Annotated in this window: 18 protein-coding genes; 11 read left to right on the top strand and 7 right to left on the bottom strand. The window is 64.5% G+C overall.

Features of this window, described 5'->3' with window-relative positions; genetic code table 11:
• Positions 1–28 precede the first annotated feature (28 nt).
• Positions 29–517 (bottom strand): GNAT family N-acetyltransferase, encoded by a 489-nt coding sequence (locus ACH196_RS13935; RefSeq protein WP_396647505.1) that lies wholly within the window; start codon positions 515–517, stop codon positions 29–31.
• A gap of 181 nt (positions 518–698) precedes the next feature.
• Here ACH196_RS13935 and ACH196_RS13930 point away from each other — a divergent pair, with 181 nt between their 5' ends.
• The 3 genes from ACH196_RS13930 to ligD all read left to right on the top strand — a co-directional run bounded on the left by ACH196_RS13930 (position 699) and on the right by ligD (position 4,522).
• The gene (locus tag ACH196_RS13930) at positions 699–920 is read left to right on the top strand and encodes a hypothetical protein (RefSeq protein WP_396647504.1); all 222 of its coding nucleotides are present in this window, start codon (positions 699–701) and stop codon (positions 918–920) included.
• A 2-nt stretch (positions 921–922) separates the two neighbouring features.
• The gene (locus ACH196_RS13925; RefSeq protein WP_396647503.1) at positions 923–1,774 is read left to right on the top strand and encodes a Ku protein; all 852 of its coding nucleotides are present in this window, start codon (positions 923–925) and stop codon (positions 1,772–1,774) included.
• Between the two features lie 228 nt (positions 1,775–2,002).
• Complete coding sequence (gene ligD / locus ACH196_RS13920; protein WP_396647502.1) at positions 2,003–4,522, top strand: DNA ligase D; 2,520 nt, start codon at positions 2,003–2,005, stop codon at positions 4,520–4,522.
• A 63-nt stretch (positions 4,523–4,585) separates the two neighbouring features.
• Here ligD and ACH196_RS13915 read toward each other — a convergent pair whose 3' ends face one another.
• Positions 4,586–5,749, bottom strand: coding sequence for a M20 aminoacylase family protein (locus ACH196_RS13915; RefSeq protein ID WP_396647501.1), 1,164 nt, complete (start codon positions 5,747–5,749; stop codon positions 4,586–4,588).
• A gap of 182 nt (positions 5,750–5,931) precedes the next feature.
• On the opposite strand from ACH196_RS13915, the gene ACH196_RS13910 reads away from it, so the two are divergent.
• The 8 genes from ACH196_RS13910 (at position 5,932) to ACH196_RS13875 (ending at position 12,787) form a co-directional block, all read left to right on the top strand.
• The gene (locus ACH196_RS13910) at positions 5,932–7,086 is read left to right on the top strand and encodes a D-alanyl-D-alanine carboxypeptidase family protein (protein WP_396647500.1); all 1,155 of its coding nucleotides are present in this window, start codon (positions 5,932–5,934) and stop codon (positions 7,084–7,086) included.
• A gap of 52 nt (positions 7,087–7,138) precedes the next feature.
• Entirely contained in the window at positions 7,139–8,311 is a 1,173-nt protein-coding gene (locus ACH196_RS13905) for a CobW family GTP-binding protein (RefSeq protein ID WP_396647499.1), read from the top strand.
• A 75-nt stretch (positions 8,312–8,386) separates the two neighbouring features.
• Positions 8,387–8,797, top strand: coding sequence for a GFA family protein (locus tag ACH196_RS13900; protein ID WP_396647498.1), 411 nt, complete (start codon positions 8,387–8,389; stop codon positions 8,795–8,797).
• Positions 8,798–8,924: 127 nt separating this feature from the next.
• Positions 8,925–9,080 carry a histidine kinase gene (locus ACH196_RS13895; protein WP_396647497.1) on the top strand — a complete coding sequence of 52 codons (156 nt, stop codon included), beginning with the start codon at positions 8,925–8,927 and terminating at the stop codon, positions 9,078–9,080.
• Positions 9,077–9,988 carry a site-specific tyrosine recombinase XerD gene (locus ACH196_RS13890; protein ID WP_396647496.1) on the top strand — a complete coding sequence of 304 codons (912 nt, stop codon included), beginning with the start codon at positions 9,077–9,079 and terminating at the stop codon, positions 9,986–9,988. Before ACH196_RS13895 ends, ACH196_RS13890 begins: the two co-directional genes overlap by 4 nt.
• Positions 9,989–10,075: 87 nt before the next feature.
• Complete coding sequence (locus ACH196_RS13885; protein ID WP_396647495.1) at positions 10,076–11,026, top strand: acetyl-CoA carboxylase carboxyltransferase subunit alpha; 951 nt, start codon at positions 10,076–10,078, stop codon at positions 11,024–11,026.
• Positions 11,027–11,201: 175 nt separating this feature from the next.
• Complete coding sequence (locus tag ACH196_RS13880; RefSeq protein WP_396647494.1) at positions 11,202–12,524, top strand: L,D-transpeptidase family protein; 1,323 nt, start codon at positions 11,202–11,204, stop codon at positions 12,522–12,524.
• 14 nt (positions 12,525–12,538) lie between these two features.
• Positions 12,539–12,787: a sulfurtransferase TusA family protein gene (locus ACH196_RS13875; RefSeq protein WP_396647493.1), complete on the top strand. Its 249-nt coding sequence runs from the start codon at positions 12,539–12,541 to the stop codon at positions 12,785–12,787.
• A 50-nt stretch (positions 12,788–12,837) separates the two neighbouring features.
• Here ACH196_RS13875 and msrA read toward each other — a convergent pair whose 3' ends face one another.
• The 5 genes from msrA to ACH196_RS13850 form a co-directional block, all read right to left on the bottom strand.
• Positions 12,838–13,569, bottom strand: coding sequence for a peptide-methionine (S)-S-oxide reductase MsrA (gene msrA / locus ACH196_RS13870; RefSeq protein ID WP_396647492.1), 732 nt, complete (start codon positions 13,567–13,569; stop codon positions 12,838–12,840).
• A gap of 40 nt (positions 13,570–13,609) precedes the next feature.
• Entirely contained in the window at positions 13,610–14,095 is a 486-nt protein-coding gene (gene msrB / locus ACH196_RS13865) for a peptide-methionine (R)-S-oxide reductase MsrB (protein WP_396647491.1), read from the bottom strand.
• A gap of 254 nt (positions 14,096–14,349) precedes the next feature.
• Positions 14,350–16,002, bottom strand: coding sequence for an OFA family MFS transporter (locus ACH196_RS13860; RefSeq protein ID WP_396647490.1), 1,653 nt, complete (start codon positions 16,000–16,002; stop codon positions 14,350–14,352).
• 310 nt (positions 16,003–16,312) lie between these two features.
• Positions 16,313–18,334, bottom strand: a complete 2,022-nt coding sequence (locus ACH196_RS13855) for a cache domain-containing protein (protein ID WP_396647489.1) — start codon at positions 18,332–18,334, stop codon at positions 16,313–16,315.
• Positions 18,327–19,718, bottom strand: coding sequence for a sigma-54-dependent transcriptional regulator (locus ACH196_RS13850; protein WP_396647488.1), 1,392 nt, complete (start codon positions 19,716–19,718; stop codon positions 18,327–18,329). The genes ACH196_RS13855 and ACH196_RS13850 overlap by 8 nt, the downstream gene beginning before the upstream one ends.
• Between the last annotated feature and the right edge of the window lie 353 nt (positions 19,719–20,071).

Below are 20,071 nucleotides of genomic sequence, written 5' to 3'. Positions count from 1 at the left end.
ACTCACGCCTGCCGACCAGAGCCGGGCATCACAGGTCGCGCGCGAAATAGCGCACGGTCTTCTTGCCGTCGTGGATCGCGGCAGTGCCGACCACCGAAAAGCCGAGTGCCGCATGAAAAGCGTCGGAGGCCGGGTTGGGCGGCTCGGCATTGACCTCGCAGGTGACGATGGTGTGGCCCGCCGCCTCGGCCCGTTCGAACAGGTCGCGGTAGAGCGTGCGCGCCAGACCGCGCCCACGCGCCGCCGGCGAGACGACCACCCGGTCGACATAGACAAAGCGCGGATAGCGAGTTCGGAACCATTGGAAGTTGGGGCTGGCATAGTCGGCGTCCTGGTCGAAGGCGATGAGGAAGGCGTCGCAGCCGCCCACCGTTTCCGCGTAAAATGCCTCACCGATCAGATGGCGAAGGTCGTCGGGCTCAAGCCACGAAAGTTCTGCCGCGTGCGCATTGTTCAGCGCCAGCACGTCCTGCTCAGGCGCATCGGCCAGCGCTGATATCTCTGTCGTCACCGCCATGCCTCAAGCCCGTTCCGGCCGCCGCTGCGGACCGCATTCAGGTCCGTGCGCGAAATGCCATTTCCGGGGAACCAGGACAAGCGCCAAGCGTTAGTCGCAGTCCGGCCAGGACAGTCCTCCAAGCGTGTGCTGAGAATCAGGTGACCCTGGTTCTCGGCACACCTTCATGCAGGAAATCACAATGGATCATCGCGATCGGCTCATCCTCGCCCTTTCGGCTCTGGCCAACGCGGAACGGGAGGCACGCGAAGCCTTGCAGCAAGCCGTTGCCGCGGGCGCCCTTTCCGGCGATATGCGCGCCGGTCTTGCGGACCGAAGCGGGCGTTTGGTCAGCGAAGACGACATGGAGGCGGCGCGCGCCTTCCTGCTGCCTGTACAATCGACGATCCGGCTGGACACCTGACTATGGCGCCACGGCCTGCCTGGAGAGGGTACCTGAAACTGTCGCTGGTGACCTGCGCGGTCGAACTGTCGAACGCCACCACGCAGAGCGAGAAGGTGTATTTCCGCATCATCAACCGCGCCACCGGCAACACGGTGAAGCGCCAATATATCGACGCCGAGAGCGGCAAGCGGCTCGCCGAAAAGGACGAGGTGAAGGGTTATGAAACCGGCAAGGACGAGTATCTGCTGATCGAGGAGGAGGACATCGAGGCGGTGCAGATCGAAGCCTCGCACACCCTCAACCTCGAAGGTTTCGTCGCCAAGCGAGACATCGACCAGATCTATCTCGACACGCCCTACTACCTGGCGCCGGCCGACAAGGTTTCGGAAGAGGCGTTCGCGGTGATCCGCGATGCCTTGGCGAAAAAGAAGATGGCCGGGCTAGCGCGCATCGTGCTCTACCGACGCGAAAGGCCGGTGGTCATCGAGCCGTTCGAAAACGGCATGCTGCTGACCACGCTGCGCTACGACAGCACCGTGCGGCAGGTCGATGACGTGCTGGAGTCAGGCAAGAAGGTCGATCTGGACGACGAGATGGTGGCGCTTGCCACGAAAGTCATCGACCGCAGGAAGGGGAAGTTCGATCCCGACAAATTCGAGGACCGATACGAGAACGCACTGCTCGACCTGATCAAATCGAAGAAGGCTGGGCGCAAGGCGCCAAAAGCCAAGCCCCAGCAGAAACCGTCCAATGTCGTCAATCTGTTCGACGCGTTGAAAAAGAGCCTTGCGGGCGACAGCGGCGACAAGGAGGAGAGCGGCAGCAAGGCGCCGGCCAGGCGTGCGACTGCGGCGAAGGGCAAGCACAAATGAAATTACCCCCACCCCTTACCCCTCCCCACGAGGGGGAGGGCGACTTTTCCCGCCGCAGCACTGGGCGAAACCATCGACGATTGACGCCCAACGGCGCTGAAAGCGAGTCCCCCTCCCCCTTGTGGGGGGGGGGGGGTCAGGGGTGGGGGTGCGGAGCCACCTGCAGGCTTGCAACTATGCACATTTGATCGCTTTCCGTGGGCGTCGAGTCGCAAGAAGGCCTGACCAATGCCGGCCTCTTCCGATCCGCTCACAACCTACCGCGCCAAGCGCGATTTCCGCATCACCAGCGAGCCGGCAGGAGACGAACGGAAAGCCCACGAGGCACAGGCCGGCGGCAGATTCGTCATCCACAAGCATGACGCGACACGCCTCCACTACGATCTCAGGCTGGAGCATGACGGCGTGCTGTGGAGTTGGGCGGTGACGCGCGGCCCGAGCCTCGACCCGCACGAGAAGCGGCTGGCCGTGCATGTCGAAGACCATCCGCTGGATTACGGCGGCTTCGAGGGGATGATCCCGGAGGGGCAATATGGCGCGGGTGCGGTGATCGTCTGGGACGAAGGCGAATGGAGGCCGAAGCACGCCCCCGCCAAGGCCATGAAGAAGGGCCATATCGATTTCACGCTGAAGGGCAACAAGCTGAATGGCGACTGGCATCTGGTGCGGCTGCGGCCTCGCCCGGGCGAGAAGAAGGACAACTGGCTGCTGATCAAGTCGGACGATTCTTTCGCTCGGCCCGGCGAGGATGTTTTGATCGACGCGCCACAGTCGGTCACCACCGGGAGGACGATCGAGGACGTCGCCGAAGGCCGGCCAGCGCGGGCTGACCGCAAGCCAATGGCCAAGGGCAACGGCGCGAAAGCCTCATCGCGCAAGGCGTCGGCAAAATTGCCGGATTTCGTCGAGCCGATGTTGGCCACGCTGCGTACGCAGCCGCCGGCGGGCGGCGAGTGGCTGCACGAGGTGAAATTCGACGGCTATCGCATCCAGGCGCACCTTGCCGGCGGCGAGCTGAAGCTGCTGACCCGGAAAGGGCTGGACTGGACCGAAAAGTTCGGAACGCCGATCGCCAACGCTCTGGCCAAACTCGACTGCGAAAGCGCCATCATCGACGGCGAGATCGTCGTACTCGCCGACAATGGCGTTGCGTCCTTCTCGGCGCTGCAGGCCGCGCTCTCCGAAAAACAGACGGAGAAGATGATCCTCTACGTCTTCGACCTGCTTTATCTCGATGGTCAGGATTTTCGCGATGAGCCGCTTGTGGAGCGCAAGCAGCGGCTGGAGACGCTTGTCGGCGAAGGCGACGGGCCGCTGCGTTACAGCGAGCATTTTGTCGAGCCGGGCAAAACCATGCTGCGCCACGCCTGCCGCATGGGGCTGGAAGGCGTGGTCTCCAAACGCGCCGACGCGCCCTACGAAAGCGGGCGCAGCCTCGAATGGATCAAGTCGAAATGCACCAATCGGCAGGAATTCGTGATCGTCGGCTATGTACCGTCCAACGCCGCCGGACGCGGCGTACGTTCGCTGCTGGTCGGCTACAACAACAAAGGCAAGTTGCACTATGCGGGCCGCGTCGGCACCGGATTCTCGAACCGGATGGGCGACGAGTTGAAGCGCCGGATGGATGCGTTGAAGGCAAAATCCCCGCCCTTCGACAAGATCCCGCCGGGTCAGAAGGGCGCGATCTGGCTGAAGCCGCAACTGGTCGCCGAGATTGAATTCCGAAGCTGGACGGCGGACGGCATCATACGGCATTCTTCCTTCCAGGGGTTTCGCGACGACAAGCCGGCGAAGGAGGTCGTCGCCGAAAAACCCGAGGCCGACGAGCCGGCGAAGAAATCCGCCGGCGCGGCGAAAGCCGAACCGCGAAGCCGGACTGGCAAAGGGAGGCACACCGCCGTGACGCTGACGCATCCCGAAAAGCTGCTATGGCCGAAGGCCGGTGTCACCAAGCAGGGTCTGCTGGAGCACTACGAGGCCGTCTGGCCGCGCATGCGGCGTTTCGTCATCGACCGGCCGCTGAGCCTGGTGCGCGCGCCGGACGGCGTCGACGGGCCGCGTTTCTTCCAAAAACATGCCTCCAAGGGCATGCATGAATCGATCCGCAGGATGAAGGACCCGGAGGACGGCGAGGAACTGCTGTTCATCAGCGATTTCGAGGGTCTTTCGGCGCTGGTGCAGTTCGGCGTGGTCGAGGTGCATATCTGGGGCGTGACGACGCAAGCCATCGAGACCCCGGACCAGATCGTCTTCGACCTCGATCCCGACGAGGGGCTGGGCGTCGAGGACGTCCGCAAGGCGACCTGGGCGGTCAAGGCGAAGCTGGATGAACTCGATCTGCCGTCATTCCTAAAAACCTCCGGCGGCAAGGGTTTTCACGTCGTCGTGCCGTTGAAGCCGAAGGCCGACTGGGCCGCCGTGAAAGGTTTTGCCCACGACTTCGCCCACGCCATGGCCGAGACCGAGCCGGACAAATACACCGCGACGCTGTCGAAGAAGGCCCGCACTGGCCGCATCTTCATCGACTATCTGCGCAACGGACGCGGCTCGACCACGGTCGCCCCCTTCTCGGCGCGCGGCAAGCCTGCCGCAACCGTATCGGTGCCCGTGCCATGGGACATGCTCGACGGACTTACGCCCGACCACTTCGCCATCGGCAACAAGGCTATGGCGAAGGCGCTGAAGGATGAAGACCCGTGGGTAGGGTTTTTCGAGGCGGGGAAGGTGTTGAACTGGAAGGGGTGACGAGCCAGTTGCTCGGTCTGTCGGCGGCTGGCGCTGATTGCCAACCGCCGGAGACCCCAGTGCTCAAGCGGCCAGCGAGGTCTCCGCCAGCCTGACCCAATAACTCACGCCATGCGGAATCACCTCGTCGTTGAAATCATAGGCGGGGTGGTGGAGATTGGCGCTCTCGCCATTGCCGATGAAGATGAAGGCGCCGGGGCGAGCTTCCAACATGTAGGAAAAATCCTCACCGCCCATCAGCGGCGGGATGCCGCGATGCACCTGCGCCTCGCCGGCGATCACGGTGGCGACGTCGCCCGCGAAAACCGTCTGTTCGGCGTCGTTGACCGTCACCGGATAGTTGGCGTCGAAGTCGAAATGGATGGACGCGCCGAAGCTGGCGGCAATGCCGTCGCAGATGGTCTTCATGCGGTCCTGCGCGCCGGCGGCAACCTCCTTGCGCAAGGTGCGGACCGTGCCGGCGATCTCCACCTGCTCGGGTATGACGTTATAGGCGTCGCCGCCATGGAATTTCGTCACCGTCACCACCAGCGAATCGACCGGATCGGTCGAGCGTGAGGCGATGGTCTGCAGCGCCACGACCAGATGACTGCCCACCACGATCGGATCGATGGTGCGGTGCGGCTGGGCGGCATGGCCGCCGCGGCCCTTGACGGTGATGGTGAATTCGGCGGTCGCCGCCATGATCGGACCCGGACGAATGGCGAAATGGCCGAGCGGCAGGCCCGGCATATTGTGCATACCGTAGACCTTCTGGATGCCGAAGCGGTCCATCATGCCGTCCTTGACCATGGCGAGACCACCGGCGCCACCCTCCTCCGCCGGCTGGAAGATCACGGCGACCGATCCGGCGAAATTGCGTGTCTCGGCGAGATATTTCGCCGCGCCGAGCAGCATGGCGGTGTGGCCGTCATGGCCGCAGGCATGCATCTTGCCGGGGTTCTTCGAGGCGTACGGTTTGCCGGTGATTTCGCGGATCGGCAGCGCGTCCATGTCGGCGCGCAGGCCGACCACGCCGCCGTCGCCCAGCCTGCCCTTGATGATGCCCACCACGCCGGTGCGGCCGATGCCGGGCACGACCTCGTCGCAGCCGAACTCCTTCAGCTTCTGCTCGACGAAACGCGCGGTTTCGAACACGTCATACTGCAGTTCCGGGTTCTGGTGGATATGTCGTCGCCAGCCGGCCACTTCGTCCTGCAATTCGGCGGCGCGATTCAGTATCGGCATTTTATAGATTCCATTTCCGCTCGTTTCCCCTCATGACTGCGTCGCCATGCGGGTTTTGCCATTTTGGCGTCACATAGGCTAAATAGCACCTTCCGGTGGCGTTGGCTTCGCCCCTGCCGACGCACGGCGCGAGCTTATTGACCTACTATCGTTCACGGCAAGAGGCTATTTCCGAAACGATGATGCGAAAAACCCTTCTTTCCCTGCTGTTTGGCGCTGCCGTCTCCACCGCCTTGCAGGCCGTTCCGGCCTCGGCAAATCCGTCGATCCTCTTCGACGTGGCGACCGGCCGGGTCATCGAGAGCGACGACCCGTTCCAGCGCTGGTATCCGGCGTCGCTGAGCAAGCTGATGACCACCTATGTCGTGTTCCGGGCGATCCAGGCGGGCGAGGTGACGTTCTCCTCGCCCGTGCGCATCTCGAAGGCCGCATCCCAACTGCCGCCGAGCAAGATGGGCTACCCGCCGGGCTCGGTGCTGACGCTCGACAACGCGCTGAAGATCATCATGGTCAAGTCGGCCAATGACGTCGCCCGCTCCATCGGCGAGAGCGTGGCGGGCTCGCAGGCCGCATTCGCAGCACGCATGAACGCCGAATCGAAGCGGCTCGGCATGAATGATTCGCACTGGGTGAACCAGCATGGGCTGCATGACGAGCAGCAATACACGTCGGTTCACGACCTCGCGATCCTGACCGAGGCGCTGCGCCACGATTTCCCGCAATATTCCGACTATTTTTCCATCGAGGGCCTGCTCTCCGACGGCAAGGAGTTGCCGAGCCACAACAATCTGCTGGCGCGCTATGATGGCGCCGACGGCATGAAAACCGGCTACACCTGTCCGGCGGGCTTCAACCTCGTCGCGTCAGCGACGCGCAACGGCCGTACGCTGATGGCGATCGTGGTCGGCGGCGAGACCATCGAGGCCCGCGACGAGGAGGCGGCCGACATGCTATCGCGCGGGTTTGCCTCCGCGCCGGGCACAGGACCGACCATTGCCGAACTCAAGCGGACGGAAACCGGGCCGAACGTGCCGGTCGACATGACCGGCCAGCTCTGCTCGAAAAAGGCCCGCGCCGCGCGCGCCAAGAAATACAAGGAACTGGTCGCCGCGGTGAAGGCCGGCAGGGCGGTGATGCCTCAGCCGATCTATTCCGCCGACCTGCCGCGTCCGCGCAGGCTGGTGCCGATCCAACTGGGCGGCGCGCAGGGGCCGGCGGCCAAGGCGATGGCCGCCGCCGAGGCGGCGGACGTGCCGATCCCGACCTGGCGGCCCGACATGCCGGTGCCCGGGCTGAGGACCGTGGAACAGGGCGACGCCAGCATGGCCTTGCAATAGTCTCGGCGCTTCCCCACTTCCGATCCCAACCCGAACTGCCGCAGGCTTGTCCGTGACCGATTTTCCCATTCCCGTCTCGGTGCTGACCGGCTTTCTCGGCGCCGGCAAGACGACCCTGCTCAACCGGCTGCTGAAGGACCCGGCGCTGAAGGACACCGCCGCGATCGTCAACGAGTTCGGCGACGTGGCGATCGACCACCTGCTGGTCGACCAGGCGTCGGACGGCGTCATCGAGCTCTCCGACGGCTGCCTGTGCTGCACGGTGCGCGGCGAACTGGTCGATACGCTGGCCGACCTGATCGACCGCGTGCAGACCGGCCGCATCGACAATCTGGCGCGCGTCGTCATCGAGACCACGGGGCTCGCCGACCCGGCGCCTGTGCTGCAATCGATCATGGCGCATCCCGTGCTGGTGCAGGCGTTCCGGCTGGACGGCGTGATCACGCTGGTCGACGCGGTGAATGGCGCGGCGACGCTGGACAAGCACGTCGAGGCGGTGAAGCAGGCGGCGGTGGCCGACCGGCTGGTCGTCACCAAGGCCGATCTGGTCGCGGACCCGGCCGATCTGGAGGTGTTGAAGCGGCGGCTGCGGCTACTCAACCCCAATGCCGCGATGCTTGACGTGCGTGACGCCGGGGCCGCAAGCGTGCTCGCCTGCGGCCTCTACGATCCGGCGACCAAGACGGCGGATGTCCGCCGCTGGCTGGGCGAGGCCGCAGAAGATCGCCACCACGATCATGGCCACGATCATCATGGGCACGGCCACCATGAGCACGACCACCACGGGCATCACCATGACGGCCCCGATCATCATGATCACGATCACAAAAACCATCACCATCACGCCCATGACGAGCGCATAAAATCCTTCTCGCTGATCCATGACGAGCCGGTGCCCTATTCGGCGGTCGAGATGTTCCTCGACCTGCTGCTGTCCGTGCATGGCGAAAAACTGCTGCGCATGAAGGGCATCATCGAGCTACGCGAGGATCCGAGGCGACCGCTGGTGATCCACGGCGTGCAGCGCACGCTGCACCCGCCGGCGCGGCTGCCGTCCTGGCCGGACGGGACGCGGGGCGTGCGGCTGGTGCTGATCACGCTCGACATGCCGGAGGACTATGTGCGCCGGCTGTTTGCGATCATCACTGCCAAGCCGGCGATCGACACACCCGACAGGGCGGCGATGCAGGACAACCCACTGGGCATACCGGGATTCATGCGCTGACTTGGGTTGGATGGCCCTCGCGGGCCATGACGGGGGAGGACAATTGGGCGTCCGATGTGACGAGAGGAAGCGCGAATGATCTCCGGGGGATGCCTGTGCGGAGCCGTCCGTTATCGGACTGATGCCGAGCCAATCATCACGCGGCTGTGCTGGTGCCGGGTTTGCCAGTATTTTGCGACGGGGAATGCGGCCGTCAGCACCTGCTTTCCGTCGGAGGCATTGTCGGTCACCGGCGAATTGCGCGACTTCGTCAGCGTCGCCGACAGCGGCAACAGGATGCATCGGCGCTTCTGTCCGGTGTGCGGCACCCACATGTTCAGCGAGGCCGAGTCCCGCCCGCATTTGGTGTTTGTCCGGGTGGGCACCTTTGACGACCCCGATATCGCACAGCCGGCGGCGACGATCTGGGCCGCCTCGGCACCGCGATGGGCGTGCATCGACGAAAGTCTGCCGCGCTGGGAGGGGCAGGCGCCGGCGCCCGGATAGCCGCCCGATGGCGGCGGGTGACCGGTCATCCCCCAACGCAATGCTGCTTCTCGCATACGCGCCCCGGACTTGAACTGCCAAGAGTCGCGGGCGATAAGCGGCGGGGAGTAACGGGACCGAGTCGCCCATGCCGACCCTCTTCCGCTTCCTGACGATCATCGGCATCCTGGCCGCATTGGTCTTCGCGGCGATGTTTGCGCTCGCCACTTTCGTCACGCCGCGCCAGACCGAAATGACCGTCGACATTCCCCTGGACAGACTGAACACAAAGCCTTCGCCATGAGAGACTCCGTCCGCATCGAGGCTTTTCTGGAGATGATGAGCGCGGAGCGTGGCGCGGCCGCCAACACGCTCGCCAGCTACCGCCGCGACCTTGACGACGCGGCGGAGACGATTGGCGATCTGGGCAATGCCGGCACCGCCGACCTGCGCGCCTATCTCGGCGACATTGCCGGAAGAGGCTTCGCGGCAACCTCGCAGGCGCGAAAACTTTCGGTGCTTCGGCAGTTCTACAAATTCCTCTACAGCGAGGGTCTTCGCCCGGATGACCCGACCGGCACGCTGGACGCGCCGCGAAAGGACCGGCCGCTGCCGAAGACGCTCGGCGAGGCCGAGACGTCGCGCCTGCTCGACCGGGCCGCCACCGAAGCCGCGGAAAAGCCGCACGACCTCGCCGCCACCCGCATGCATGCGCTGGTCGAGGTGCTCTACGCCACAGGCCTGCGTGTCTCGGAGCTGGTCGGCCTGCCGCTTTCCGTCGCACTGCGCGACGAGCGTTTCTTCGTCGTCACCGGCAAGGGCAACAAGGAACGAATGGTGCCGCTATCGCCGAAGGCGCGCATCGCCATGAAGACTTGGCATGCCGTCCGGGCAAAGGCGCCGGCCTTCGCCGAAAGCTCGTTCCTGTTTCCCGCCGCCTCCGACACCGGCTTCCTGCCCCGCCAGGTTTTCGCGAGGGATCTCAAGGCCCTGGCGGCGCGCGCCGGGATATCGGCGGCGAAAATCTCGCCGCATGTCATCCGCCACGCCTTCGCCAGCCATCTCCTCCAGAACGGCGCGGATCTGCGCGCCGTGCAGCAACTGCTCGGCCACGCCGACATCTCGACCACCCAGATCTACACCCATGTGCTGGAGGAAAGGCTGGTGCGCCTCGTCAACGACCATCATCCGCTTGCCGATACGCCCGGCTGACGGTATGTGGAGGCGGATTTCAGCGGCGTTCCGGCCGCCAGCCCCGTTCAACGGCCCAACTCGACGGGCTCGCACGTCCGAGAGCGCATGTACAATTATCTCGATTTCGAAAAACCGGTTGCCGATCTCGAAGGCAAGATCATCGAACTGAAGAAACTCGCCGAAAATGGCGAGGCGGTCGATGTCGCCGAAGAGATTGGACGGCTGGAGAAGCGCTCCAAGGAGGCGCTGCGCGAGGTGTACAAGGCGCTGACGCCTTGGCAAAAGGTGCAGGTGGCGCGCCACCCCGACCGGCCGCACTGCCTCAACTATGTCGAGAAATTGATCACCGACTTCACGCCGCTGGCCGGCGACCGCGCCTTCGGCGACGACCACGCCATCATCGCCGGCTTCGGCCGCTTCAGGGGCGAGCCGGTGGCGCTGCTCGGCCAGGAGAAAGGCTCCGACACCAAGAGCCGGCTCAAGCACAATTTCGGCTCGCCGCGCCCGGAGGGCTACCGCAAGGCGGTGCGCGTGATGGAACTCGCCGACCGCTTCGGCATTCCTCTGCTGACGCTGGTCGACACCGCCGGCGCTTATCCCGGCGTCGACGCCGAGGAGCGCGGCCAGGCGGAGGCCATCGCCCGCTCGACATCGGCCTGCCTGGCGCTGAAGGTGCCGTCGGTCTCGGTGGTGATCGGCGAGGGCGGCTCGGGCGGGGCGATCGCGATCGCCACCGCCAACCGCGTCTACATGCTGGAACACGCCATCTATTCGGTGATCTCGCCGGAGGGCGCAGCCTCGATTCTGTGGCGCGACACGACCCGCTCGCGCGATGCCGCGACATCGATGAAGATCACCGCGCAGGACCTGCTCGACATGAAGATCATCGACGGCATCGTGCCGGAGCCGACCGGCGGCGCGCATCGCTCGCCCGACGCGGTGATCGAGGCGACAGGCGACGTGATCGGCAAGGCGTTTTCGGATTTCGCCGGCTCGAACATGGATTTCCGCGAGCAGCGGCGGGAGAAGTATTTGGCGATCGGCCGAAGCCTGTAAAGGCCGACAGGATTTCGCCACAAATTCGCCGCCTCGTTCGCTTCAATGATCAGGCGGCGGGACTATCGGTTAAGACTTGCGGTAATCAAATTTCAAGGTTAACCGATCTATGGTTCTGCCGACTCCGGTGCCCAGATGCGCCCGGCCGAGAGATACGGAACTGACACCGACACGCATGCCGATGATCGCCACACTGACGACCACCAGACTGATACGCGCCGGATTGCTGGTTTTCGCGCTGGGCGTGGCCGGCTGCACCGAGTCGACGCTTGAGGTGAGCGGCGGCAGCAGCGGCAACGCCAACGCGCCGTTGCCGCAAAAAGTCGTGCAGACCATGATCACTAAGAGCATGGCGCGCGGCTCGCCAATCGTCGCGCGGGTCTTCAAGGAAGAGAACAAGGTCGAGATCTGGAAGCAGAAGACCAACGGCCGCTACGACCTGCTTGCGTCCTACGAAATCTGCAAGATGTCGGGCAAGCTCGGGCCGAAATATATAGAGGGCGACCGCCAGTCGCCGGAAGGGTTCTATACGGTCCGCCCGGGTCAGATGAACCCGAACTCGAAATATCATCTGGCCTTCAACATCGGCTATCCCAATGCCTACGACCGAGCCAATGGCCGGACAGGCTCGAACCTGATGGTTCATGGCGCCTGCTCATCGTCGGGCTGCTTCTCGATGAACAATTCGCAGATGACGGAAATCTACGCGATCGCGCGGGAATCCTTCAAGGGCGGCCAGACCGAGTTCCAGATCCAGTCCTACCCGTTCCGCATGACGGCCGCCAACATGGCGCGTTATCGCGATGATCCCAACTACGCCTTCTGGAAGAATTTGAAGGAAGGCTACGACTATTTTGAGATCACCAAGACGCCGCCGAAGGTCGACGTCTGCGAGAAGCGCTACGTGTTCAACGCGGCAGCCCCTGGCGCCTCGCTCTCGCCGTCCGGCACCTGCCCTGTCGTGGCACAGCCCGATTCGCTGAAGATGGCGTATCAGTCCTACCAGTCAGGCTATGAGGCGGCCTTCGCCAGTGCCGTCAAATCAAGCGACACGCTGGCGCCGAAGCCGACGATTTTGGGCATCCAGGAGGCCAAGGTGGTCTCCGAATGGACCAAGAAGCGGGCGCGCGGCGAGCGCGTGCCGATCGAGCCGCCGTCGATGACGGCGACCGGAACGGTCGTGCAGACCAGCCGCATGGGCCGCATCGATTCGCCGGCCGGCCGCAAGATGGCGGCACTCGAGGCTGCCGAGGCCGAGAAGAAGCGCATCGCCGAAGAGAAGGCCGCGGCCGCGCGGCTGGCGGAGGAGCAGAAGGCCGCCGCCAAGGCAGCCGAAATCGCCGCAGCGGAAGCCGCCAAGGCTGCCGAGATTGCCGCCGCTGAAGCAGCCAAGAACCCGCCGCCGCCCGAACCCGTCGTCGAGGCGGCGGCACCGGTCGAGAAGCCAGGCTTCCTCGGCCGCGCCGCCAAGCGCATCACCAACCTGTTCGGCAGCTAGGTCGACCTGATCTCGTGGACGGACGGCAAGCCGAGGATCAGGCCGAGGTCTACGACCTCAAGGGCCTGAACTGTCCCCTCCCCGTGCTCAAGGCGCGCAAGCGGCTCCAGGGCCTGCGGGCCGGGAGCCTGCTCTGGGTGGAAACCACCGACCCACTTGCCGTCATCGACATTCCTGCCTTTTGCCATGACGCCGGTCATCGGCTGGTGAAGAACGAGCCGAACGAAGCGGGGCACCGGTTCCTGATTGAACGGGGTGCGTAGGTAGCCGACTTTTCCGGCAATCCGCCAGTCCGACGAATGACGACCGCTGCTTAATTGGTCACGCCCACCTCCGACACCAGCGCCGGGTCGTCGCGGTAGAGGTCCGGGAAGATGCGCTTCAGGTTCTCGATCTTCGGCAGGTCGTTGTAGACGATATAGGGCTGGCCCGGATTGAGCGTCAGATAGTCCTGATGATAGTCCTCGGCCGGATAGAAGGTGCGGCCGGGCTCGATACTGGTGACGATCGCAGCGTTGAACACCCGGGCCTGGTCGAGTTGCGCAATGTAGGCCTTGGCTATCCTTGCCTGCTCCTCGTTCTCCGGGAAGATCGCCGTGCGGTATTGCGTGCCGACATCCGGCCCCTGACGGTTGAGCTCGGTCGGGTCGTGCGCCACCGAGAAATACACCTGCAGGAGCTTGCCGTAGCTGATCTTCGACGGATCGAAGGTGATCTTCACCGATTCCGCATGGCCGGTGCCTCCCGAACTGACTGTCTGGTAATGCGCAGCATCCTTTTCGCCGCCGGCATAACCCGATACAGCGTTGGTCACACCCGCGACGCGCTGAAACACGCCTTGCACGCCCCAGAAGCAGCCGCCCGCCAGCACCGCGGTTTCGGTTTTGGCTTGTCCGGCCGGTTCATCACGGGCGGGCGGCGGAATGGCGATGCCTTCCTGTGCCGACGATGGCGAAGCTGCGACCGCGCCAAAAACCGCCAGCATCGCCGCGAGGGCATGGGCCGGAAACCGCGTGCCATATCTGGTGAGTATCCGCGGGGTCATCGATCGTCTCCGAAAAAAGGGGGTTTCAGCAGGAATGCCGTCAGGCCGCGGCCGGCTTGAAGCGCATCGCGACGCCGTTCATGCAATAGCGCAGCCCGGTCGGCTGCGGGCCGTCGTCGAAGACATGACCGAGATGCCCGCCGCAGCGGGCGCAATGCACCGAGGTGCGGACCATGCCGAACGACGTGTCGTCCTCGGTACCGACCGCCTTCTCAAGCGGCGCCCAGAAACTTGGCCAGCCCGTGCCGCTGTCGAATTTTGTCGTCGACGAGAACAGGTCGAGATCGCATCCCGCGCAAGCAAAATTGCCCCGGCGATGTTCGTCGTTAAGCGGGCTGGTGAAAGGGCGCTCCGTATCGGCCTGCCGCAAAACCGCGAACTGTGCCGGCGTCAGCAGCTTGCGCCACTCTTCTTCCGTATGCGTGACCTCGAAGGCCTGGGCGGCAAGGACCGATCCCGGGCCGGCGGCAGCGGTCGCGATGGCGACGCCGGCCGCGCCCTTCAGTAGAAATCGACGTGTGATCATGCTCGCACCTTCATTCGGGATTGTGCCCCAGGTACGATCACCAACGCCGATCTGTTACGCGGATCGCCCGGATCACATTCATTTGACCACCGGCACCACCGGCGACTCGCTGCTGCGAGCGTCATGCTGGCAATCATAGCATTCCGGACCGGTCGCGGCTTTCAAACTGCCGTGACGACGTCTTCGCGCCAAAGAAAAACCCTCCGGCGTGCAAGGCGCCGGAGGGTTTGACCGCAAGGGGAGGGAACGCGCGGTCAGAACAGCGCGGCGGTGCTCTTCAAGGTGACCCAGACGCCCCACAGGATCGGGATGCCGACACCTGCCCAGGCGAGCATGGCCTTGCCATCAAGCCCGCCCTTGCCGATGCCGAAGGAGCCCGACGGCCCGGCCTGCGCCGCCGCCGACTTCGCCTGGAGCGCGGCAACCTCCGCGTCCGGCATGAACCACTTTTCGGCCAGCGGCTTGACCAGCATGTTGGCGATCAGGCCGAGCAGCAGCATGCCGGCCAGGATATACATGGTGAAATTATACACCTGTTCGCGCGGAACCCCGGCGGCAAGCTGGAACTCGCGGATATAGTTGACCACCACCGGGCCCAAAATTCCGGCCGTCGCCCAGGCCGTCAGCAGCCGGCCGTGGATCGCTCCGACGAACTGGGTCCCGAAGATATCGGCAAGATAGGCCGGGATCGTCGCGAAGCCGCCGCCATACATGGAGAGGATGATGCAGAAGATCGCCACGAACAGCACCTGGCTGCCCATGCCGGCCGCGGTTGGCGCCAAGGCATAGAGCGCGATGCCGAGGATGAAGAAGGTGTAGTAGGTGGTCTTGCGGCCGATCTTGTCCGACAGCGACGCCCAGAAGAATCGGCCGCCGATGTTGAACAGCGACAAAAGCCCGGCAAAACCGGCGGCAATCGCCGCGATTGCCGTCTTCTGTTCCGCCGACAGGTCGTTAAAGGTGAGTTCAGGTAGGCCGAGCAGGCGGCCGCCAAAAATCTCCTGCAGCATCGGCGACGCCATGCCGATGACGCCGATGCCCGCCGACACGTTCATGCACAGAACGATCCAGATCATCCAGAACTGTTTCGTCTTGTGGGCATCGCGCAAGTGCACATGGCGTGATGTGATCATCGACTTCTGCGTGGCCGCGGGCGTCCATCCGTCGGGACGCCATCCGGCCGGCGGGATACGGTAGCCGAACGCCCCGCACATCATGAACACGAAATAAATCGACGCCATGACCAGGAACGTCTGCCAGACGCCGACGGATTCCGGGGACTTGAAGAAGTTCATCAGGATGTTGGCGAGCGGCGCGCCGATCATCGCCCCGCCGCCGAAACCCATGATCGCCATGCCCGTCGCCATGCCGCGCCGGTCGGGAAACCATTTGATCAGCGTCGACACCGGCGAAATGTAGCCGAGACCCAGGCCGATGCCGCCGATGACGCCGGCGCCGATCCACATCAGCCAGAGCTGGTGGGTGATCACGCCGATCGCCGCCAACACCATGCCGCCGCACCAGCACAGCGCCGAGACGACGCCCGCCTTGCGCGGCCCGGCGCGCTCTAGCCAGCCGCCCCAGATCGCCGCCGAACAGCCGAGCAGCACGAAGAACAGCGTGTAGATCCAGCCGAGATCGGCGACGCGCCAGTCACAACTCGTCGTGAACAGCGCTGAAAACAGATTGAGGTCGGCGCAGGCGACCGGCTGCGCGACGCCGATGGCGCGCGACAGCGGCAGCCAGAAGACGCTGAAGCCATAGGCCATGCCGATGCAGAGATGGATGGCCAGCGCGGCCGGCGGAACCAGCCAGCGGTTGAAGCCGGGCCTGGCGACGATCCGCTCGCGGTCGAGCAACCCTACGCCGCCCATGCCGCCTGAAAATGTGTCTGTGGTCGTGGACATGCAAATCTCCTCCGTTCCGCCAGAGCCCCGTCCGGCGGTTGTCCAGTTGGTCATCTGATTGTGCCGCGCGGCTTGTTCGGTCCGCCGCCGCGCTTCTCCGCCGGCTGTCGCCCGCCTCCAGGGTCCAGGCCGGTTCGATCGGGCTAGGCGCCCCTGTTTTCTGGTGACATGCAGTCCTCCCGTTTCCTACGGACGAACCCTAGCAACCGCTGTGCCAGATGCCGCGATTAACGATTTCAAATGCTTATCGAATGATCGGCCGGTTTGATGGACATTCTGTCCGGAACGCCCGGACAAAATGTCCGGCGCCTCACGATGCCTCGGGCAGCCATATCTCGAAGCTGGTGCCCCTGCCCGGCTCGCTCTCCACCGATATCCGTCCGCCCTGGCGGGTGACCAGCGTCTGGCTGATCGACAGGCCGAGCCCGGTCCCCTGCTGGCGCTTGGTGGTGAAGAACGGATCGAAGACTTTCTCCAGCACCTCGCCGGTCATGCCGACGCCGGTGTCCGCCACCTCGATGGCGACGCCAGGCCTGCCGTTCCTGTCCTCGTCACTGGTGCGCAGCGAAAGCCGGCCGCCATCCGGCATGGCATGAATGGCGTTGACGATCAGGTTGACCAGCACCTGCTGCAGTTCGGTGCGGTTCATCAGCACCAGCCTTTCGGCGCTGTCCTGCCGCGACACCTCGATCCTCGCTCTCTCGAGCAGGTGCCGCACGAGAGGGAGGCAGTCGGAAATCACGTCGCGCGGCGCGTGGCGCTCGACGTAACCCGCATATTCCTCCGGCTTGGCGAATTGCAAAAGCTTGGTGACGATCTGGCTGATGCGCTGGATCTGCTCGTCGAGCAGCCGGAACTCGGTGCGCGCCAGATCGGCGCGGTCGCCCATCAAATTGCGCGCGACTTCAAGATTGCCCTGCATGACGGCGACCGGATTGTTGATCTCGTGGGCGACGCCGGCGGTAATCTCGCCGATCGCGGCGAGTTTTTCCGACATGATCAACTGCTTGGTCGTCGCCTCCAACTGGCGGTTGGCAAGCTGCAACTCGCGTGTCCGCTCGTCTACCCGCGCATTCAACTCGTCGTTCCATTCGCGCAACTGGCGGTCGCGCTCCTGCAACTGGTCGAGCAGATGGTCGAGATGCAGTGCGACGCGGCCGATCTCGTCGCGCGCCAGCGAAAGCCCGGTGCGAGCGCCGAGATCGCCGGTCTCGACCTTGGCGATGGTGCCGGTCATGCGCTCCAGCGGCCGAAAAATACCTTGCGCCCAATAGAGGAAGATCGGCACGCTGGCCGCCGTGATGGCGAGGAAAGCCAGCGCGATCATCAGTAGCGTCTCGTATTTGGCGCGGGTGAACGGCGCCTCGAGGAAGCCGACGTAAAGCATGCCGACGCGCTTGCCAAAACTGTCGGTGATCGGTTCGTAGGCGGAGATGTACCAGTCGTTGACGACGAAGGCGCTGTCCAGCCAGACCTTTCCCTCGTCCAGCACATTGGCGCGCACCGCTGCCGAGACGCGGGTGCCGAGCGCGCGGCGGCCCTCGAACAGCCGGACATTGGTGCTGATCCGCACGTCTTCGAGGAACAGCGTCGCGGTTCCCTGGCTGCCCTCCGGCAGGCTCTTTTCGCGGTAGACGAGGTCGTTGATCGTATCGATGAAGACGAGGTTCTGGTTGAGCAATATGCCGCCGACCAGCGCCGCCTGGCGCCCATCGCCGAGGCTGGCGGGGCTGGCCGAATGGACCACCATGCCGCGCGTCTCGACGCTGCGGTCGGTGGATACAGCGTTGGGCGTCGGCACCAGCTCAAGGCGGGCACGCTCCGCCAGCGCTGACGAGATGCCGGCAAGCTCGGCATTGTCGAAAATGTCGATTGCCGTCGAGGACTTTCCCGAAAATGCCGCGACGATGACCGGCCAGTCATTTTTTGGCGACGGCATGGCAAGCACCGGAGCGGAAGCCAGCACCGCGCCGTCCCGATCGGCCAGATAGAGGAAGTCGAGGCCGAGATCCCTGCGGCTCGTTTCGAGGAGATCGGACATCGCGGCCGCGTCCTCCGCGGTGACATCCCGGAACCGGGCCGAATTGCCGAGCGCGGCGATGTGCTCGCCGGTGTTTTCGAGAATGCGCGACAGATACTGGTGCGCGATCGTCAGGTCGCCATTGACCTTGGTGATCAGCGTCGCGTCGAACTTCGCGTTCCAGCGGACGATGGTGATGCCGAGCAGCAGCGGCAGGATGACCAGCGTTGGCAGCAGCGCGATGGCGAGAAGCTTGAACCGGATCGAGCCGCCGCGCCCGCCTTTCGCCACCTCAGCCGCTTCGTCAGACATTCCAGGATGCGCATTTGCGGTCGATGGTCTTGCGCGAGATGCCCAGCCGCCGCGCCGCCTCGTCACGATTGCCGCCGGTCTCCTTCAGCACCGAGAGGATGTGGCGCTGCTCCAGGTCAGCCAGGCTTTGCGCCGTATCGGCGACGGCGCGGTCGCTGCCGGAGCCGAATCCCTCGGGAAACTTTCCGAGGATAAGCGTGCGCTCGATGAGGTTGCGCAACTCGCGAACATTGCCCGGCCAGTCGTAGCGGGCGAGCGCGGCGCGCACGCCGTCGCCGATCGGCACCGGCGGCATGCCGAGCTGCTGCGAGAGCTTTCGCATGAACAGCGTGGCAAGATCCTGCACGTCGTCGCCACGGTCTTTCAGCGGCGGCAGGTGGATCTGCATGACGTTGATGCGAAAGAACAGGTCGGAGCGGAAGCGACCCTTCTCGACCTCCTTGGACAGGTCGGCATTAGTGGCGAAAATGAAGCGCACATCGACGGGGATCTCGCGCTCCGAGCCGACCGGCCGGACGCGCCGGTCCTCCAGCGCCCGCAGCAGCTTGCTCTGCGTGGCAATGGGCAGTTCGCCGATCTCGTCGAGGAACAGCGTGCCGCCCTGCGCATGCACGAACAGCCCCTCGCGGCTGGCCTCCGCGCCGGTGAAGGCGCCTTTCAAATGCCCGAACAGTTCGGTCTCGATCATGTCCGGCGGGATGGCCGCGCAGTTCACCGGAACGAACGGTTTTTCCGACCGGTCGGACAGCGAATGCAGCGAGCGCGCCGCGACCTCCTTGCCGGTGCCCGACGAACCGGTGAGCAGCACGGAGGTGGGCAGCGGCGCGACGCGGGCAATGGTGTCGCGCACCTGGCGGATGGCGGGCGACTCGCCGATCAGCTTGTCGCGCAGCAAAATGTGGTCGGAGGTCGAGCGCAACTCGTAGCGCAGCACATAATTCTCCCGCTGCAGCCGCACGCGGTCGAGGCAGCGCGCCACCGCGTTGAGGAGCTGGTTGGACCGGAACGGTTTCAGCACGAAATCCACGGCGCCGGCGCGCAGCGCCTGGATCGCCGTTTCGAGATCGGCATAGGCAGTCATCAGGATCGCGTCGGCGAAGAAGCCGATGGCCCGCTGCTCGGCCAGCCAGTCGACGCCGTTCTTGCCCGGCATGACGTTGTCGAGGATCACCACGTCGAAATGGTGGGCGTCGAGCTTGCGGGAGGCCTCCTCGGTGTCGGTCGCCTCGTCGAGCCGTTTGCAGCGGGGCCCAAGCGTGCGCATGAGGAAATTGCGCATTCCCGGTTCGTCGTCGACCACCAGGATCGAGGCCTGCGCCAGCCACGGCCCGAATTCGGGATCGCTCGCCGTCTCGCGAATTTTTCGCGTCGCTTCCGCCGGCACCCATTCTCCTCCCGGCCATCAAAGCGAGGCCGGGTATATGATGAGGGCTGGCGCGGTCTGAAGCAAGCGAGGCAATTTCGGCCGGCTTCGCCATCAAACCGGCAACGGCACTTCCGGACAGCAGGGGTTGTCGCCACGCCCGGATTTTAGCCCGCCTAGCCATTAAACCGTTGAGATGCTTTGCTTTTCGAGGTCCGCCGGGCCTGCACCGTTGTCATGACGTATCGCGCCTCGGCGGCTCCAGCGCGTAGAACGCCATGGCATTGGCGTGCGCCAGAATCTCGTCGACCTCGCGGATGTTCTTGCGTTTCGGAACATCCGGATCGAAACGCGGCAATCTTCCGCCGGGCGGA

Origin of the sequence: Mesorhizobium sp. IMUNJ 23232 (assembly GCF_044326205.1) — a bacterium.
In the GTDB taxonomy this organism is placed as follows: Bacteria; Pseudomonadota; Alphaproteobacteria; order Rhizobiales; family Rhizobiaceae; genus Kumtagia.
The sequence above is the reverse complement of the archived record's forward strand: the minus strand, read 5'-3'. Positions and strand labels throughout refer to the sequence as shown.

Bases quoted from the DNA above. Each gene is read 5' to 3' on its own strand.
- ACH196_RS13895 (WP_396647497.1), top strand. From the start codon at position 8,925: ATGCCGACCCTCTTCCGCTTCCTGACGATCATCGGCATCCTGGCCGCA.
- ACH196_RS13880 (WP_396647494.1), top strand. From the start codon at position 11,202: ATGCCGATGATCGCCACACTGACGACCACCAGACTGATACGCGCCGGA.
- msrA (WP_396647492.1), bottom strand. From the start codon at position 13,569: ATGACCCCGCGGATACTCACCAGATATGGCACGCGGTTTCCGGCCCAT.
- ACH196_RS13855 (WP_396647489.1), bottom strand. From the start codon at position 18,334: ATGTCTGACGAAGCGGCTGAGGTGGCGAAAGGCGGGCGCGGCGGCTCG.
- ACH196_RS13900 (WP_396647498.1), top strand. From the start codon at position 8,387: ATGATCTCCGGGGGATGCCTGTGCGGAGCCGTCCGTTATCGGACTGAT.
- ACH196_RS13915 (WP_396647501.1), bottom strand. From the start codon at position 5,749: ATGCCGATACTGAATCGCGCCGCCGAATTGCAGGACGAAGTGGCCGGC.
- ACH196_RS13935 (WP_396647505.1), bottom strand. From the start codon at position 517: ATGGCGGTGACGACAGAGATATCAGCGCTGGCCGATGCGCCTGAGCAG.
- ACH196_RS13890 (WP_396647496.1), top strand. From the start codon at position 9,077: ATGAGAGACTCCGTCCGCATCGAGGCTTTTCTGGAGATGATGAGCGCG.
- ACH196_RS13930 (WP_396647504.1), top strand. From the start codon at position 699: ATGGATCATCGCGATCGGCTCATCCTCGCCCTTTCGGCTCTGGCCAAC.
- ligD (WP_396647502.1), top strand. From the start codon at position 2,003: ATGCCGGCCTCTTCCGATCCGCTCACAACCTACCGCGCCAAGCGCGAT.
- ACH196_RS13860 (WP_396647490.1), bottom strand. From the start codon at position 16,002: ATGTCCACGACCACAGACACATTTTCAGGCGGCATGGGCGGCGTAGGG.
- ACH196_RS13910 (WP_396647500.1), top strand. From the start codon at position 5,932: ATGCGAAAAACCCTTCTTTCCCTGCTGTTTGGCGCTGCCGTCTCCACC.
- ACH196_RS13885 (WP_396647495.1), top strand. From the start codon at position 10,076: ATGTACAATTATCTCGATTTCGAAAAACCGGTTGCCGATCTCGAAGGC.
- ACH196_RS13925 (WP_396647503.1), top strand. From the start codon at position 923: ATGGCGCCACGGCCTGCCTGGAGAGGGTACCTGAAACTGTCGCTGGTG.
- msrB (WP_396647491.1), bottom strand. From the start codon at position 14,095: ATGATCACACGTCGATTTCTACTGAAGGGCGCGGCCGGCGTCGCCATC.